Here is a 15813-nt window from a genome sequence, read left to right as displayed (position 1 = left end):
TACGGGCAAGTGCAGCTCGGTCTCAGTCGGTGCGATACCGCACCCAGTCGACCGACATCGTCGCCGGGAACGGCGTGGAGTTGTCGGTGGGACCTGGCCAGTCGCCGGCGACCGCGACGTTGAACAGCAGGAAGAACGGCTTGTCGAAGACCCAGTAATTGTCGCCGCCGATCAGGTCGTCCGGAGTGACGGTGGCCAAGGTGGTGCCGTCGATACCGGTGGTCACGCGACCCGGCGACCGCTCGACCCAGTAGGTGTGGAAGTTCTCGGACAGCGGCTCCGGCGGAATGCCGCCCGCGTCAACTTTCTGGCTTGTCAACGAATCGGGTTGGGGGGCATGGATTCCGGTGTGGTACTGGTCGGCCTGGTTCAGCGTCTCCATGATGTCGATCTCGCCGGACAGCGGCCAGCCGACGGAGTCCAGGTCGGTACCGAGCATCCAGAAAGCCGGATGCAGTCCGGCTCCGGCCGGCATCTTGATCCGAGCCTCGACGCGGCCGTAGGTGAACTCGAACTTGTCCTTGGTGGTCACCCGGGCCGAGGTGTACCCGTCACCGTTGCGCATCGCGTTGACGACCATGTGGCCGTCACCGTCGAGAGACGAGTTCTCGGTCGAATCGGTGTAATTCTGCTTTTCGTTGTTGCCCCAACCGGTCTGGCCCACGTCGTGACTCCAGCGGTCGTCCGACACGGCGTCGCCGGCCGTCCCCGAGAAGTCGTCGTAGACGGTGAATCCGGGCTTGGCGGCGGCAGTGTTGGACGCCGACGTCGTGGAACTCGCGTCGATGGTGCCTCCAGCGGTGGAGTCGGGATCGATGTCGGCTCCGTCCGAGCGGTGAGAAAGCCCGTACACCGTGCCTGCCACGACCAGACCGAGCACGATCAGGAACGCCAGAACGGACGGCCACCGCCGTCGGGGAGGCTCGACGATGAGTCCGGTTCCGGGAAGCCGCGAAACCTCGACGGTCCCCGCGCCGGACTCTCGGCTGGATGCGGCGTGACGACTCACGTGGTCTCGTCGCCGGTCTTCGGTACCCGCGTCGCCTTGAACTGCGACACCGACAGTACGACTATGCCCACGAGGAGCGCATAGGTGGCGATACGTTCCATGGAGCCGATACCGAGTCCGAACTCGTGACCGCTCATGTAGGCGAAGTAGCCGGCCAGCCCGACGGCTCCGAGCGCGGTGACCACGACGCGGATGGGGCGTCGCAGGCTTCCGTGCCCGCCCGCGATGACGAGGCCGAAGTTTCCGAACACGAAGAACACGGTGGCCCCGAACGAGTGGATCGGGTAGTTCACGCCCTGGTTGACGACGCCTGCGGTGATGGCACCGGCACCTGCGACGACGAAGAACGAGGCGGCTCTGCCGTCGATTCGGCGGACGATGTACCAGGATCCGCCCACGGCCGCGATCGCCACGCCGAACAGCACCATCGACGCGTTGAGCAGAACGTAGAGCTCGCTGCACGGCCAGTTGCCGGCGGGCCCGCAGAACGGGATGCCGAGCTCGCTGATGTAGTTGTTCCGGTAGCTGTAGAGCCCGCGCCACGTGGCCGAGACGATGTACTCGACGAGGACGAACTGCACCACCGACAGGCCGGCCCACCGCGCGACATGGGCGACGAAACTCGAGCGCGCGGGCGCGACGGTGTTCGACGTCGGCCGGTTCGCATCGGGTTTCGTGGGGCGTTTCGCTTCGGTGGTCATGCGGTCTTCTCCTGAGGGGCGAGCAATGCGAGGGGGTCTGCCGCTACGAGATCGAGTGCGGCCTGCACGGTGTGGCTGTCGAAAACATTGTCGTGGAACGACGCCGAGACGAAGACGACCGAACCGATGGTCTCCATCGTGATCATCACCGACTCCGGTCGACCCGGATCGGCGATCACGAAGAAGGCGCGGTCGGCGGGCTCGGCCAACCAGGAGACCGGCTCCAGCTGCCTGACTCTACCGACATCGGAGTACATGAGCTTGACCTTGGGCCGGACCGGTACGCGGTCGTCGAACACACCGGACACGGCCCGGTGCTCTCGCTTGTACTTGATGGTGCTGATCGTCGCCGACGCGATGGGACGGCCCTTGGCGATGGCACCGGCCAGTGCGTCGTTCACGTCCCCGGCCGAGGTGGGATCGATGTCGGTGAAGCCGATCCCGGCCGCGAAGTTGCCGAGCACCACGGACGACGGCGGAAGGTATCGCCTGCAGTCGAACAGGAAGGCAGCAGAACGATCGAGAGGGAACGACGTGCGGGCGAACGCCGAGGCCACCGCAGCGCACATCACCGCGCTGACGCTCGCGCCGGGCAGATGGGATTCCCGCCACCGCCGGATTGCGTCGGTGGTACCGAGCCGGGTCACCGCGGTGGCCACCGCGGCCGAGGGTGCCCACGGCCGAAATGCCGTCGGCGACGGGGTGTCGGGTGCGGCGGCCGAGGTGGCGGACTCGGGGTTCGAGCCGGGGCGTACGCGGTCGTAGATCGTGTCGACGACTTTCCTGGGATTGCGAACGACCCAGCGCAGGAGGGCCTTTCGAAGAGGATGGCCGTCGACGGCACGGTAGGCCCACGCCGGAAGCGGTGCATCCGGACGCGCGTCGGCCAGGTACGCGAACAGGTCGACCGGCAACAGAGCGTCGCCGAGACCGTGATTGAGATCGAGGAACAGGTAGCGACCGGCCAGACGCATCCGAAGAGGAATTCCGGGCGTGGACGCGTGCGAGAACTCGGTGAGTTCCTTGGCCAGTTGCTCGTGACCCACGGCCGGTCCATCGGCGATGTGCTCGAGCACCCGCTCCGGTTCGTAGACCCAGCCCGCCGAGGACTGATCGGCGCGCAGGCCCAGCCGTGTGGCAGGACCGATCGAGGCCAGTGCGAGTACGCGGCTCTGCACCCGGGCGAGATCGCCGAAGTCCGCCGGTCCCAGGACGGTCACGATGCGCGAATCGGACCGCAGCATGTCCAACGAGCTGGCGCGATAGGTCTGAGTCATGGTGCCGTCCTGTGTTGAGCATGGACCGGAATACGGCGCGGTGACGGATCGTCGAGCGGCGGTGGACCGTCCTGGCGCTCACGTGGATGCGGTTCACGGTGCCGAGGTCCACCGTCTCGGGGTTGTCGGTGACGCGATCGAGGCGATCCGGCGTCGTGATCGTCGATCGGCCCGCGAGGTCCGGGGGAGTCCGACGGACCCGGGTTCTCACCGGACTCGCCGTTGCTGCCTGCGGACAGTTCACGAATCCAGCGAACGAGCGGCACGATCAGGACGACGGCACCGAACGCCTCGGCGGCGAGGTACGCCCAGCCGACGGCAGCGATGCCCATCGACGACGACAGTGCCACCGAGCCGCCGATGATGATCGAGGTGGCCACCACCTGCACGATCACGGCCAGTCGCATGCGTCGACGGACGCGGGCCAGACCGTCGTACAGCGAACCGACGACGGACAGTGGGATGGTCAGAGCGGCCAGCTGCACGATGATGGTGCCCTGGTCGCGGTAGCCCTGGCCGATCAATCCGAGGCCGAACGGCGCGATGAATGCGAGAAAGATCGACCCGCCCAGTGCGACGATGCACACGAGCGTCATGAACCGCTTGGTCAGGCGGTGGAACTGCGCGGGGTGTGCCGCCACCTCGGCCACGTACGGTCCGATCAGAACGCTGATCAGGATGTAGAGGGCGCTGACGATCGACCAGGTGAGGGAGAAGTACGCGTTCTCCTCGGCGCCGAGGGTGGCAACGACGATCATCGGCACGAGCAGCGGAGCGAGCGAGCCGAGAGCGGTGATGCCGTATGCCGAGCCGAAGTAGGCCCACATCTCGCGCCTGGGCGGAAGGTCCGGCTTACCGGCGTACCGCTGTTCGGTCCGAACGTTCTTCATGATCGCGCGCAGGACGAAGATCGACGCCACGACGGCGGGGACCGCCCAGGCGGAAATGATCGAGGTACTGCGCTCGGTTGCGAAGAGGGCCAACAGCAGCACGAACTTGGCGACGGCGTGGAAGACGTTCTTGGCGGCCGCCCAACGTGCGACGCCCAGGCCGGATGAGGTCTGATCCTGCAGCGCGAACACTGCGAGCACCGCGACGAAGAACGGGAACGACACGATCTCGGCAGTACTGGTGAACATCTCGTCCACCGGCGCAACCAGCAGGAAGCCGCCGCCGAGCACGAACGCGAATGCCGTGACAGTGAGGTAGCCACGCACGATGAACGACTTGGCCAACCGACCCGAGATCGGCAGGAATCGCTCGTACATCGAACCGAGGCTCAGATTGGACAGCGTCGAGAGCATCACCGCCGAGGTGATGACGGCCGACGCGCTGCCCACTTCGGCAACGGGATACAGCCGACCGGCTGCGGCCCAGAACAGCAGGCCGAGAGCGCCGGTGATGGCCGTCGAGAGCATCAGGGCCATCGAATTGAGCGCGAGATTGCGATCGGAGGCCTTCGAGCCCGGTCCGCTGTCGGGTTGCGGTCGTTCGACGACGTCGGCGATCGGGGAAACGTCGACCGAGTGCACGGCATCGTGCCGAGGTACGGTCGGCACCGGCATCGTCGGGCTGTTCATCAGACCCAGGTCGAACCGAGCCGGTTCGACCGGATACCACCGAAGTTGTTCGAGCTGTTCGTGCTTGGGCGGCAGGATCCTGGGAGCGCGGTGCTTCACAATCGAACCTTCCCCACCGGCACGGGCGGCGACGGGGCGGCGATCTCGACGTCGAAGGCAGCAGAGGCGGCCGTCACCAGTTCGGCTCGTACGTTCTCGCGCAGATCGCGACCGTAGAGCGAGTGATCACCGGAGTCGAAGGAGGTGACAGTGGGTACCGACGATCGACGCTGGAGTCGGCGCATTCCCTCCGGGCCCCGATTGGTCTCGAACCAGGTGGTGTCGCTGGGGGAGAGCAGAACCCGCGTCTGCACCTGACGGTCGCTGAGAATGCGCAACGAGATCTCGGGAACCTGGATCAATCCGCGTCGTCCGAGCCAGATCCACAGCGCGTACGGAATCCGCGGCTGCAGTGCATTCTTGGTCCGCACACCCCAGTGGTGGAGACGGTCGAGTGCGCGCGCCTTCAGTCCCGTTTCCTCGATGTGCATCGAGGAACGCTTGACGAATTCGAGACGACGAGTGGTCCAGTCCAGGGTGTTGAGCAGCACTGCGGCCCGAACCCCCAGTTCCCTGGCGGCGAAGCTGGAATACCATGAGCCCGAGCACATTCCGGCAACCATGACGTTGTCCGGAGTGGTCCCCGACTGCCGGACAGCGGTGAGCGCGTCCTCGTTGCCTTCGTCGCTGTAGAGCCGGGTCAACTCCCCATCGGACACGATTCCGCTCTCGCCGGTGCCGCGTCGATCGAAACGCACCGTGGAGACTCCGAAGCGGGGCAGCAGCCGCGCCAGCTCCACCCACATGCGGACCGGGCCCACGCGGTGCTCGTTGGCAGTGGGGTACAGCACCACGGTCGGTCCGCCCGCCCGGCATCGATCCGAGGTGGACCGAATCGCGAAAAGCTGCTGTGCACCCAGGTATTCGATGTTCTCGTGGATTCCGTCGACCACGGACGTCGAGCGATGCTTCAGCTCGATCTCTCGTGCGCGCTCGACCGGAAATCTCGATGCCGTCCACGTCGCGAGGTAGGCGATGTCGGCCGTCGGGATGATGACCTCGAAATCGCTCGGCTCGAGAAAGTCGTCGTGAGCGGTCAACGTGTGTTCCTGAGCCGCGAGAGTCTCGACCAGCTTGCGTACCGGCTTCGTATCGCCCCGCTCGGCGCGGGTGGCGACGAGCACCGGCGCGTCGGTACTCGTCTTCGCGGCGTCCAGTGCGGAGAAGTCCGCGGCCGAATCGGGATGCAGCACAGCGCCGATGATCGACACCCTGGGATCGGACTCGGAGTCGGTGGTGACGCTCACCGAATACAGCGCGCGCTGTTCGTGCAGATACGACCGCCCTTTGACGACGGGATCCCACAGCGTCAACGCGGTCAGTGGCCCGCACTCCGCGGCGACCGAACACGCCAACAAGGCACCGACGCGTAGACCGACGAGGCCGACCTCGCTCACCCCGCAACCTCGAACGTAGTCGACGGCCTCGACGATGCTCCGCCGCCAGTGCTCGACCGCGCCGGGCTGATCCTGATCACCCCACGAATCGCCGGTGCCGCGGTAGTCGAACCGCAGCACCAGAAGTCCCTGCTCACAGAGCTTCTGCGCAAGCAGGGTCATACCGCGATACGAATCGACCTGCTCCTTGCCGAGCGGCGGGCACAGGACGACGCCGCCGCGTGCCCGACCGCCGGACGGCACGTGGACGGCACCGAACAGCGGCGAATCGGACGGGCCGAACCACGTCGGGTACTTGCCGCCCGCCGTACGTGGAGAGGACTCGGCGGGAACTGAGCCGATGCGCCGAGGAGCGGTGCGGGAGCTGTTCACAGATTTGGTCCTTCGTGTACGTACACGGGTGAAGCGGGAACGATCAGTTGCGCAGTGCGGCAGGCCAGCCCGATCGATCGAGTCCGTGGGTGCGGAGCATCGCCAGTGCGATGCGTTCCATGCCGAAACCGACGCACGCGCTGTGGGCGGGTTCACCGTCGACGGTCTCGATGCCGAAGGTGTGCCCGAAGTGATCACGGTGGCAGTTGCACGAGACGACCGCGGTGCCCTCGTCGAGATCTCCGTAGAGCTTGACGACCAGTTCGGTCTTGAGGTTCTCGTTGCGCTGGTTCGCCGCGAGCATGCGTCCGGCGCGACCGAAGAAGGGATCGTTGGCGATGACCGCCTCGGCTTCCAGTCCCAGATCCGCCAGCACCTGGAGCCCGCGCGGTACCCAGCGTTCGCGGTGTGCCACAGCTTCGTCGGGAGTGCCGACTCGAACGAACTCGTGCATCCGAAATGCCTGCATCCGAGCCGGATCCACCGCGGGCTCGTGCCGGAAGCAGTAGCCGTAGATGTCCATCAGCGTGCCCTCTTCGGGCAGCGTGCCGGTGAGCATCGAGTACGACGGGTGGCACGCAGCCGAGACCAGCATGGTGCCCGCGGACTGGAGGAAGTGATCCCAGTCCTTGCCGTCGGACCGCTCGGCCAACAATTCCGCGTGGGCCTTGTTGTCGCCCTCGAACGTGTTGATCGCACCGGTGAGGTTGGGGAACGACGCGATGTAGTCGGTGCGCTCGAACGCTTCTCGCGGAAAGACCGGAGCGAATCGAAACCTGGTGGCCTGACGGCCGTGTTCGGCGACCCCGGCCGCGGTGACTCTGGCGTCGACGAACTCGATGATGTCCTCGAATTCGCCACTGCGCCCGTACAATCCGGGAATCGAACTGGGTACCAACAAGCTGGCGTCGATGAGCTCGGCGCGGAAAGCTGCTCGGGCGGAGTCGAGTTCGCTGATCTCTGTCTCCGGTGCGGAATGCGTGGTAGTCATCACTTGCCCTTGTAGACGAGGGAGAGCTGAGCGTTGTGACCCAGAATGCGTTCGTTGCTGACCATGATCGCGGACCCGTGTGCATCACGAAGATGACGGCCGATGCTCATCTCGCCGCCCTGTCGGTAGCCGGAGATGCCACAGATCTGCAGAGCCTTGCCGACGATGTCGATGACGAGTGAGGACGCGGTGACCTTGACGTTGTTGATCTTGAGCGCGAAACCGATGGCTCCGAGCTCCGCGGGGCTGTCGGCGATCGCCTCGAACTTGGCTGCGGCACCGAACACCGTGTCCACCAACTGCTCGTGCACCACCATCAGCTCCGCGAGACGCAGCGCGCTCGGCGGCGGCGTTCCCGGAGTTTTGCGTGCGGCCTTCTGCACCGACTTGCGGGCCTTGGTGACCGCGGCATCGGCGATACCGAGCCACGCGGATCCCCACAGCACGTGCGCCACCGGGAGCATGGTCTGAGCGGAGATGTCGCCGTAGTTGTCGCCGAGGATGTTCGACGTCGTCGTGCGTGCCTCCAGCATGAAGCCGGGACTGCAGGTGCCACGGAAGCCGAGGGTGTCCCAGGTGCCGGTCTTGACCAGCGTCACGTCGGGCTTCTCGCACACCACGAGCACCTGATCGCTCGGCGGGCTGTCCACGCTGCGCCGCGCCGTCGCCAACACGATCTGTGCGTACTCGCCGTAGGAGATGACCGGTGCGTTCTTGCTGAGCGTGATCTGCTCGCCGTCGTACTCCACCGCACAGCTGCTCGAGCGAACGTCGCCGCCGATGTTGATCTCGGTGGTGGCAGACGCCACCAGTATGCGATCGGTCACGATGCGACGCTGCAGGTCTGCCATCGCGTCGGACTTGCCGTGGCGGACGATGCTGAGCACCTGCGACTGGTGCATCACGAAGATCATCGCCGTCGATGCGCACTCGGCACCGAGAGCACGCGAGATCCGCGCTATGTCGGTCAGTGTTGCCCCGCCTCCGCCGAACTCCCGCGGAATTCCGACCCCGAGCAAGCCGGCGTCGCGCAGCGCATCCACCGATTCGGTGGGAAAACGGGCATCGCGGTCGACCTCGTCGGCATAGGTCCGCAGTACGGCCAGCACGTCGGTGATCGACTGGTCGATCGAGCTCTCGTAGACGGTGGTCATGGCCTCAGTCCGTCAGCTGGGCGATGGCCGCGGCGATCGCGTTGATGCTGCCGAACGTCGACTTCTGCAGCATCGTGTCGGGGAATTCGACGTCGAATTCGTCCTCGAGTGCGATCATCACGTTGACGCTGGCATGCGAGGTGAGGCCGCTGTCGTAGAGATCGGCAGCCTCGTCGATGCCCTCCACGGGGACCGGCAGTTTTCCGAATTTCTCCAGAACGGTTCGCACTCGAACCACGTCGTGAGCATTGAGCGTCTGCATCGAAACCTCCACCGATCGCGTTAACCACGAGACCGGACGGCCTCGTCGTCGACTCAGGGTCGGCTGGCTGTGCGCCTTTTCGACCCAAAGTCTCCCCAGACCCCTCCAAACAATATCGTAGATTGTTTAGTAGCGTTACCGGGATGCCCGCATCGGGTTCGAGGACCGCCGTACACTTCGAGTGGAGCGGGGGCTCGTACGAACGCCTGATCCGGCGTCGAAACACAATCTGCGAAGGACTGTCTGGTCTATGGGTGGCGTCTGCGGGGTGTCAGTGGGTACCGGTGCCGTGCGCATCGCGTACATCGCCGACGGCCGCCGCGTCGAGGACTCCATCGACGCAGAGGGCGCACACGACCTGCTGCCGGGCAAGCTCGTCGACCTCGGACCGTTCGAGGACATCGTGCTCGCCGGGTGGGACACCGCAGCCGTGACGGCTCTGCTGGAGACCCTCGGCGACGGCACCGTGCCGAAAGCCCGCATGGTCGAGGAGTCCCGCGCCCTTCTCGCCTACGCCCGCACCGTTCCGGAACTGGCCGACAAGGACTACGTCCTGGTCGTCGACCTGGGCAAGAAGGGACTCTCGGCCACCGCACTCGACGTCGCAGGCGAGTACGTCGAGTGGACCGCACGCACCGTCGACATCAGCGGCGACCGCTTCGACGAAGTGGTCCGAGGCATCGTGATGGCGAAGGGAATTCTGCCGGCTCCGGTCGGACCCGAGGGCGACCAGGAGTACCAGGCCTTCTTCCGGGAACTGAAGGAACTGGTGAGCTCGTCGGTGGGCGTCAGGGCTCCCAACCGCGGCCCGATGTTGCTCAGCCGAAAGGAGTTCGAGCGAGAGATCACTCCGCTCGTCTCCGACGCCTTGGACTGGGCCTCCAAGCAGGCACCCGACGCGGTACTGCTGATCGGCGGCGGTGCAGCCATTCCCGCAGTGCGCACCATCATCGAAGACAAATGGAACGTCCCGGTCCACGTGCCCGACGCCCCTGCGATGGCCGTCGCCAAAGGCGCGGCACTCGACGAACGACCCGCCCGAGCCTCGCTCGACGCCGATGTGGGAACAATCACTGTCCCGGACGATGCGTCGGAGCTGCTCGACGCACCCGAGGCGCTCGCCGCTCCCGACACCCTCGATGCACCGGACACCTTCGTGCTCGACCCCGTCGAGGAGTGGATGGTCGACGGCCTGACCGTCGACCAACTCGCGACCGAGGACCTGACGATCCCGTCGACCACCTTCGAGACCGACCTTCTCGAACCGGCACCCCTTCGGCCCGAGGTGTCGGAACCGGCTGTACCCGAGCCCGGCGTCGTTGCCGAGCCGGTACGCCGCGGCCGCCGCACCTGGTCGATTCGTGACGCGTCCGTACTCGCCGCTGTGAGTGTGCTGATCGTCGCGATTGTGGGACTGGTGTTCACCCGAGGAAACACGCCGCCACCCACCCCGCTGATCGACCAGCAGATTCCCTTCGATTCCGCGTTCGCCGCGGCCCTTTCCGCCGCCGCGGGTCCCGCCGACGAGGCCGCGCCGGGCCCCGTCGAGTTGCCTGTCCTCGGGCCCGCTCGACTGTCCGACGCGGACCTGTACGAGCGTGCCTTCAGCTACGACGGCGAGATGTACCAACCGGTCGTCGATCCGGAGCTGCCGGAATAGACCGGGGGTCTCGTTCGCGCGGGCCGCTCGGGGAACGCGACCGGTTCCGTCACGCGCGGGTGCGCAGCCCACCGGGGCGCGCGCCCCGCCGATTCGTCCGAAGCGGTAGCCTGGCGCTCTGGACGGGGTGTACCGCGTCCGAGAAACATTGTCGATCGAAGTGAGGCCTGACGCGTGACTGTGCTGCTTGGGGTGTCCATGGGGACCCGAGCCGTGCGCACGGCGCAGCCCCGAGCCGAGCAGTTCGGGACACCGGTCGCCGATCCTTCCGGCCTGGTCAGCGACATCGACCGGCCGCTGTTCTTCCGCAACGAACTCATCGACAGCGTCGGCGGGGACCTTCCGCATCTGGCCGCCGAATCGATCGGTGCGGCAGCCGAAACCGAGCCCGAACTTGCCACCGGCGTGGCCTACCGTGACCCCCGTCAGGCCGACGCCCTGCATGCTGCCCTCAGCGGTGCGCACCTGCACAACTATCACCTGGTCCACGAGGTGGAAGCTGTCGTCGAGTACCTGGCGGCGACCGGTGAAGCCCGCAACTGCAGTTCCGTGGCCCTGTTCGACCTCGGAAGTTCCGGACTGACCGTCAGCGTCGTGGACCTGGTTCAGCGCACCGTCGTCGCCTCGCAGCGATCCGGTGAGTACAGCGGAGATCTGATCGACGCCTACGTCCGCAACAATCAGCTCCAACGCCTCGGCAAGCAGTCGACCGACCCGGACATGGCGCTGTTCGAGAAGCGCTGCCGAATCGCCAAGGAACGCCTGTCCACCCAGGACGCGGTGTGCCTGCCCGATGCGAGCGGGATGATCCTGCTCTCCCGTGAGAACTTCGAGCTGCTCATCACCGACCTGCTCGACGAGGCCATCGAGTTCGCTCGCGAGGTGATGATCGGGGCCAACGTTCCCATCGACGCCGTCGTGCTGATCGGCGGCGGCGCACGCATGCCGATCGTGCAGCAACGCGTCGGACCGCTGCTCGAACTGCCGTCGATCGTGCCGACCGAGCCCGAGACCGTCGCGGCACGTGGGGCTGCACTGACGGCACGGCCGCATTCGCGCACGCGAACCGGAACCCGACGATCGCCGGACGCTCGTCGGCCGGTGGAGTCCGCCGCACCGATCGCACCCACGTCGCAGGTACGCGCGGAACGTGCTCCGGTGCCACCTCCGCTTCCCGCTCCGGTCCGGCCGGTCCCGGCTCGCGCCGATTCGCAGCACGCCGCGCCGGCCGCACCAGCGCCAGGGCCCACTGCAGCGCGTCCCGTCCCCGCCCGTCCCTGGATCGCGGCGGCACCGATCGGCGAGGGCTCGAAGTCTCAGGACACGGTGTCCGATGTCCCGGTGTCCGATGTTGCGGTGTCCGAGGTCCCGGCCGAGCCGATCGAAACGGTGGAGGGTTTCGCGTCCTCGAGATTCACCGACTCGTCGGAGTCCGGTGCAGTCGAAACGGTTTCGGACACGACACCGGTAGTGGAAGATGTTCTCGACGACCACGTGCAGGGGGCGCGGGTCGACGGGGAGGTCGTTGCGTTGAGTACGAACACGGGGGATTCGTCTGCCGAGGGCTCTGTTGCCCAGTCCGAGGCAACCGACGACGGCAAGCCGGTTCCGTTCCAGCTGAAGAACGTCTACTGGCTCGACGCCGATTACGACGACGACGATGGCGAGGACGATCGCACCCGGGCTCGACGCAGGCTTCGCACCGGAGGTGTTCTCGCACTGGGTCTTGCGTCGGTGGTGGGCGTCTCCGCGTTCATGCTCACTCAACAGAACACACCGCAGGTGGTCGACACCTCGGTCAGTCGCACCCAGGCGGAGGTGCCGGCGGTCACCACGACGGTGCCCACGTCCGTGGCGCCGGCTCCTGTGTTGCCGCCGCCCGCACCGGCACCGGAGACCACCGTTGCACCGACCACGGTGCCGCCGGAGACCGAGGTCTACCAGGAGCCGTGGACGCCGGAGCCGACGACGACCACGGCCGAGCCCGCACCGCCGCCGCCCGTCGAGTCCGTTCCTCCGACGACGACGCAGCAGCCGCCGCCGCTGATCCCGGGTTTCCCGGACTTCACGTTGCCGGTGTTCCCGCCGGTCGCTCCTCCCGCTCCCTGATCGAACTCACTTGTCCGCGTGCTTGTTTCGCGGTCGGATGTGCTCGAAGATCAGGATGGTCTCGGTTGCGGCCACGGCCGGGTCGGCACTGAGATTCTCGACGACGAAGTCGCGCAGAGTGGCGGTGTCGACGGTCGCCACATGCACCAGGAAGTCGTCCGCACCGGCAATGAAGTAGATGTTCAGCGTCTCTTTCCGCGAGGCGATCTTCGATCCGAATTCGCTGATGCGGCGTCGAGCATCTGCTTGCAGCCGCACCGAGATCATGGCCTGGATGCCCTGGCCGAGAGCCTCGGGGTCGATGTCGGCGTGAAAGCCGCGGATGACACCGCGTTCGACGAGGGCGCGAACCCGGGCCAGTGCGGTGGACGGAGCGATACCGGCCGCCGCGGCGAGTGCGTTGTTGGGTGTGCGGGCGTCGCGGCGGAGCTCGTCGAGCAGGATGTGGTCGATTCGGTCCAGGGGGACCGGCCGAACATCGTTCGGCTGCGCACCCTCTTCGACCCCCTCGAATGAACTATTGCGTGCCATTTCTCGACTGTACAGAATTATGTTCACTTCCGTTGCGTCGATTTCGTAGATAATTCATAGTTGGCCTACACGGATGGAGCCTCGGCTTCACGTCACCCACCACCGAGGAGGCCGCCATGAAGATCGGAATTCCACGCGAGATCAAGAACCACGAATACCGGGTGGCCATCACCCCGGCGGGCGTGCACGAACTGGTCTCGCGAGGACACGAAGTGATCGTCGAAACCGAGGCAGGGGCCGGATCGTCGTTCACCGACACCGACTACAAGGCCGCCGGTGCGCAGATCCTCACCGATGTCGACGAGGTCTGGGAGACGGCCGACCTGCTGCTCAAGGTCAAAGAGCCCATCGCCGAAGAATATTCACGCTTGCGCAAGGGGCAGGTGCTGTTCACCTACCTGCATCTCGCCGCATCCAAGGAATGCACCGACGCGCTCCTGGAGTCGGGTACCACAGCCATCGCCTACGAAACCGTCACTGCGGCAGACGGTTCCCTGCCGTTGCTCGCACCGATGAGTGAGGTTGCCGGACGCCTCGCGCCCCAGGCCGGTGCCTACCACCTGATGTCGAGCGAAGGCGGACGTGGAGTTCTCATGGGCGGAGTTCCCGGAGTGCGGCCCGCCAACGTCGTCGTCATCGGGGCCGGCGTTTCCGGAAAGAACGCCACTGCAATCGCTTTCGGCATGCACGCCGACGTCACCGTGCTCGATCTGGATGTGAAGGCGCTGCGCGCCATCGACGATCAGTACCGCGGGGCCGTCAAGACGCTGGTGTCGAACGCCTACGAACTCGAACAGGCCGTTCTGGCAGCAGATCTCGTCATCGGTGCCGTACTGGTGCCCGGAGCGAAAGCACCGAAGCTCGTGTCCAACAGCCTGGTTCAGCGTATGAAGCCGGGTTCGGTTCTGGTCGACATCGCCATCGATCAGGGCGGCTGCTTCGAGGATTCGCACGCAACCACCCACGCCGATCCCACGTACAAGGTGCACGAGTCGGTGTTCTACTGCGTCGCCAACATGCCCGGTGCCGTGCCGCGCACCTCCACCTACGCGCTCACCAACGCCACCCTGCCGTACGTCGTCGCACTCGCCGACAAGGGTTGGGAAGCTGCATGCGAGGCGGACCCGGGGCTGAAGGCGGGACTGAGCACGCACAACGGCGCCCTGCTCTCGGAAACCGTCGCGGCCGCTTTCGCCTGAGGAGCGGCTGCGCCGCACGTGCACGGAAATTCGTAGCCCACTACGAACTTCTGCTCACATGGGGCGAAGCCGCTCTACGCACTGTGGCGGCCGGAGCGCCGGGTCTTGCGGGTAGGTACCGCGGCCCGGCGCTCTGCTCGGTTCGAGGTTCCTGCGACGGTGATCGGCCGCGCCAACAGCACAGCGATCGCCGTGGTCAGCGGAACCGACAACGCCAGCGCCACACCGCCCACCGCGGACCGAACGATCTCGATGGCCACCGAATCGCCGGTGAGTACGTCCTGGATGGACCGGTCGGCGACGCTGAAGAGCAGCAGCAGCGGCAGCGCGCCACCGGCATAGGCGAGCACGAGCGTGTAGACCGTGCTGGCGATGTGGTCACGCCCCACCCGCATCGTGGCGGTGAAGATCTCGCGCCGCGACGCCGTCTCGTCCACCGAGGCGAGCTCGAAGGCGGCCGAGGCCTGCGTGATCGTCACGTCGTTGAGCACTCCGAGCGAGCCGATGATGAAGCCGGCCAACAGCAGGCCGGTGACGCTGACGTTGCCGATGTACGTCTGTACGGCGGTGTTCTGTTCCTCGGACAACCCGGTCAGGTGGGTCATACGGATGGCGACGTAGGACAGCACCGCCGCCACCGCCATGGAGGTCAGAGTGCCCAGCAGCGCCGAGCTGGTGCGCAGATTCACCCCGTGCGCCAGATACAGCACGGCGTAGAGGATCACCGCCCCGGCGACGAGGGCGACCGGAATGGCGGGTGCACCGTCGAGCAAGGCGGGCAGCATGAACACCACCAGCACGGCGAACGCGATGAGCAGCCCGACCAGTGCACGGAATCCCCGCCAGCGCGCGACGACACAGATGACCACGGCGAACACACCGACGATCAGCGCCAGCGGCAGTCCGCGGGAGTAGTCGTTGAAGGAGTAGCGGACTCCACCGGCGGGGTCGGTCTGCACGACCAGCCGGATGTCCTCACCGGCGCTCAGAGTCGGTTGGCCGGGCCCGGGCGCGATCTCGAGTACCGTGCGCTTGCCTGCGTCGGCACCGGTGGTGATGTCGACGATGCTGCGCTGACATTCGTACGAGTCGTTGACCGCAGGCGTCGGGTCGCCGGTGAACGCCCGGCCTGCGTCGGGACTTCCGCACGGCCCGATGCTCTGCGAGGTGATGGTGCCTGCCTCGGTGGACACCGCTCCACCGCCTGCGGTCTGGAACGGCAGCGGGATGTCGATGCTCTGCTGGCTGGGCCACAGAGCGATGGCCCCGCCGATCACGGCGATGGCTATGGCGACCAGCAGTCCGACGACCACCTTGGCCGCCACCGGTCCCAACGGCACCGGTGAGTCGCTGTGGCCGTGACCGTGACCATGACCCACATGAGATCCGAGGCTCGGTTTACTGCCGTCGGAAGGACTGCCGTGTGATTCCACGGTGTCAGGCTAGTGGCCGATGCGAGGAGCTCGGTGGCG

At 66.2% G+C, this 15813-nt stretch carries 13 protein-coding genes; 3 read left to right on the top strand and 10 right to left on the bottom strand.

Annotation, left to right across the window (positions count from 1 at the left end):
- Positions 1 to 22: 22 nt before the first annotated feature.
- The 8 genes from CH296_RS06070 to CH296_RS06035 are packed head-to-tail and all read right to left on the bottom strand — an operon-like array spanning position 23 to position 8842.
- Positions 23 to 1009: a glycoside hydrolase family 16 protein gene (locus tag CH296_RS06070; protein ID WP_256980349.1), complete on the bottom strand. Its 987-nt coding sequence runs from the start codon at positions 1007 to 1009 to the stop codon at positions 23 to 25.
- Entirely contained in the window at positions 1006 to 1710 is a 705-nt protein-coding gene (locus tag CH296_RS06065; protein WP_094684243.1) for a DUF998 domain-containing protein, read from the bottom strand. Before CH296_RS06065 ends, CH296_RS06070 begins: the two co-directional genes overlap by 4 nt.
- On the bottom strand, positions 1707 to 2987 hold the full coding sequence (locus tag CH296_RS06060) for a hypothetical protein (RefSeq protein WP_094645866.1): 1281 nt from the start codon (positions 2985 to 2987) through the stop codon (positions 1707 to 1709). Before CH296_RS06060 ends, CH296_RS06065 begins: the two co-directional genes overlap by 4 nt.
- Positions 2984 to 4666, bottom strand: a complete 1683-nt coding sequence (locus tag CH296_RS06055) for a lipopolysaccharide biosynthesis protein (RefSeq protein WP_179277640.1) — start codon at positions 4664 to 4666, stop codon at positions 2984 to 2986. Before CH296_RS06055 ends, CH296_RS06060 begins: the two co-directional genes overlap by 4 nt.
- Positions 4663 to 6435, bottom strand: coding sequence for a hypothetical protein (locus tag CH296_RS06050; RefSeq protein WP_256980348.1), 1773 nt, complete (start codon positions 6433 to 6435; stop codon positions 4663 to 4665). The genes CH296_RS06055 and CH296_RS06050 overlap by 4 nt, the downstream gene beginning before the upstream one ends.
- A 43-nt stretch (positions 6436 to 6478) precedes the next feature.
- Positions 6479 to 7426: an amino acid--[acyl-carrier-protein] ligase gene (locus CH296_RS06045; RefSeq protein ID WP_094684242.1), complete on the bottom strand. Its 948-nt coding sequence runs from the start codon at positions 7424 to 7426 to the stop codon at positions 6479 to 6481.
- The gene (locus CH296_RS06040) at positions 7426 to 8580 is read right to left on the bottom strand and encodes an acyl-CoA dehydrogenase family protein (protein ID WP_032396093.1); all 1155 of its coding nucleotides are present in this window, start codon (positions 8578 to 8580) and stop codon (positions 7426 to 7428) included. Before CH296_RS06040 ends, CH296_RS06045 begins: the two co-directional genes overlap by 1 nt.
- 4 nt (positions 8581 to 8584) lie before the next feature.
- Entirely contained in the window at positions 8585 to 8842 is a 258-nt protein-coding gene (locus CH296_RS06035) for an acyl carrier protein (protein ID WP_032396368.1), read from the bottom strand.
- A gap of 268 nt (positions 8843 to 9110) precedes the next feature.
- Here CH296_RS06035 and CH296_RS06030 point away from each other — a divergent pair, with 268 nt between their 5' ends.
- Positions 9111 to 10502, top strand: coding sequence for a rod shape-determining protein (locus CH296_RS06030; protein WP_179277639.1), 1392 nt, complete (start codon positions 9111 to 9113; stop codon positions 10500 to 10502).
- 174 nt (positions 10503 to 10676) lie between these two features.
- Positions 10677 to 12611, top strand: a complete 1935-nt coding sequence (locus tag CH296_RS06025) for an Hsp70 family protein (RefSeq protein ID WP_256980347.1) — start codon at positions 10677 to 10679, stop codon at positions 12609 to 12611.
- A 6-nt stretch (positions 12612 to 12617) separates the two neighbouring features.
- Here CH296_RS06025 and CH296_RS06020 read toward each other — a convergent pair whose 3' ends face one another.
- Positions 12618 to 13142: an Lrp/AsnC family transcriptional regulator gene (locus CH296_RS06020; protein WP_176459116.1), complete on the bottom strand. Its 525-nt coding sequence runs from the start codon at positions 13140 to 13142 to the stop codon at positions 12618 to 12620.
- A gap of 116 nt (positions 13143 to 13258) precedes the next feature.
- Between CH296_RS06020 and ald the strand changes: the two genes are divergently transcribed.
- A complete protein-coding gene (gene ald, locus CH296_RS06015) occupies positions 13259 to 14341 on the top strand; it encodes an alanine dehydrogenase (RefSeq protein WP_032396089.1) in 1083 nt (360 codons plus the stop codon).
- Between the two features lie 74 nt (positions 14342 to 14415).
- Here ald and CH296_RS06010 read toward each other — a convergent pair whose 3' ends face one another.
- A complete protein-coding gene (locus CH296_RS06010) occupies positions 14416 to 15774 on the bottom strand; it encodes a YibE/F family protein (RefSeq protein WP_094684240.1) in 1359 nt (452 codons plus the stop codon).
- Between the last annotated feature and the right edge of the window lie 39 nt (positions 15775 to 15813).

This window comes from Rhodococcus sp. 14-2496-1d (assembly GCF_002259365.1).
Taxonomy (GTDB): Bacteria; Actinomycetota; Actinomycetes; order Mycobacteriales; family Mycobacteriaceae; genus Rhodococcoides.
The sequence above is the reverse complement of the archived record's forward strand: the minus strand, read 5'-3'. Positions and strand labels throughout refer to the sequence as shown.

Coding starts and splice junctions, on each gene's coding strand:
- CH296_RS06065 (WP_094684243.1), bottom strand. CDS start 1,710: ATGACCACCGAAGCGAAACGCCCCACGAAACCCGATGCGAACCGGCCG.
- CH296_RS06060 (WP_094645866.1), bottom strand. CDS start 2,987: ATGACTCAGACCTATCGCGCCAGCTCGTTGGACATGCTGCGGTCCGAT.
- CH296_RS06045 (WP_094684242.1), bottom strand. CDS start 7,426: ATGACTACCACGCATTCCGCACCGGAGACAGAGATCAGCGAACTCGAC.
- CH296_RS06040 (WP_032396093.1), bottom strand. CDS start 8,580: ATGACCACCGTCTACGAGAGCTCGATCGACCAGTCGATCACCGACGTG.
- CH296_RS06035 (WP_032396368.1), bottom strand. CDS start 8,842: ATGCAGACGCTCAATGCTCACGACGTGGTTCGAGTGCGAACCGTTCTG.
- CH296_RS06020 (WP_176459116.1), bottom strand. CDS start 13,142: ATGGCACGCAATAGTTCATTCGAGGGGGTCGAAGAGGGTGCGCAGCCG.
- ald (WP_032396089.1), top strand. CDS start 13,259: ATGAAGATCGGAATTCCACGCGAGATCAAGAACCACGAATACCGGGTG.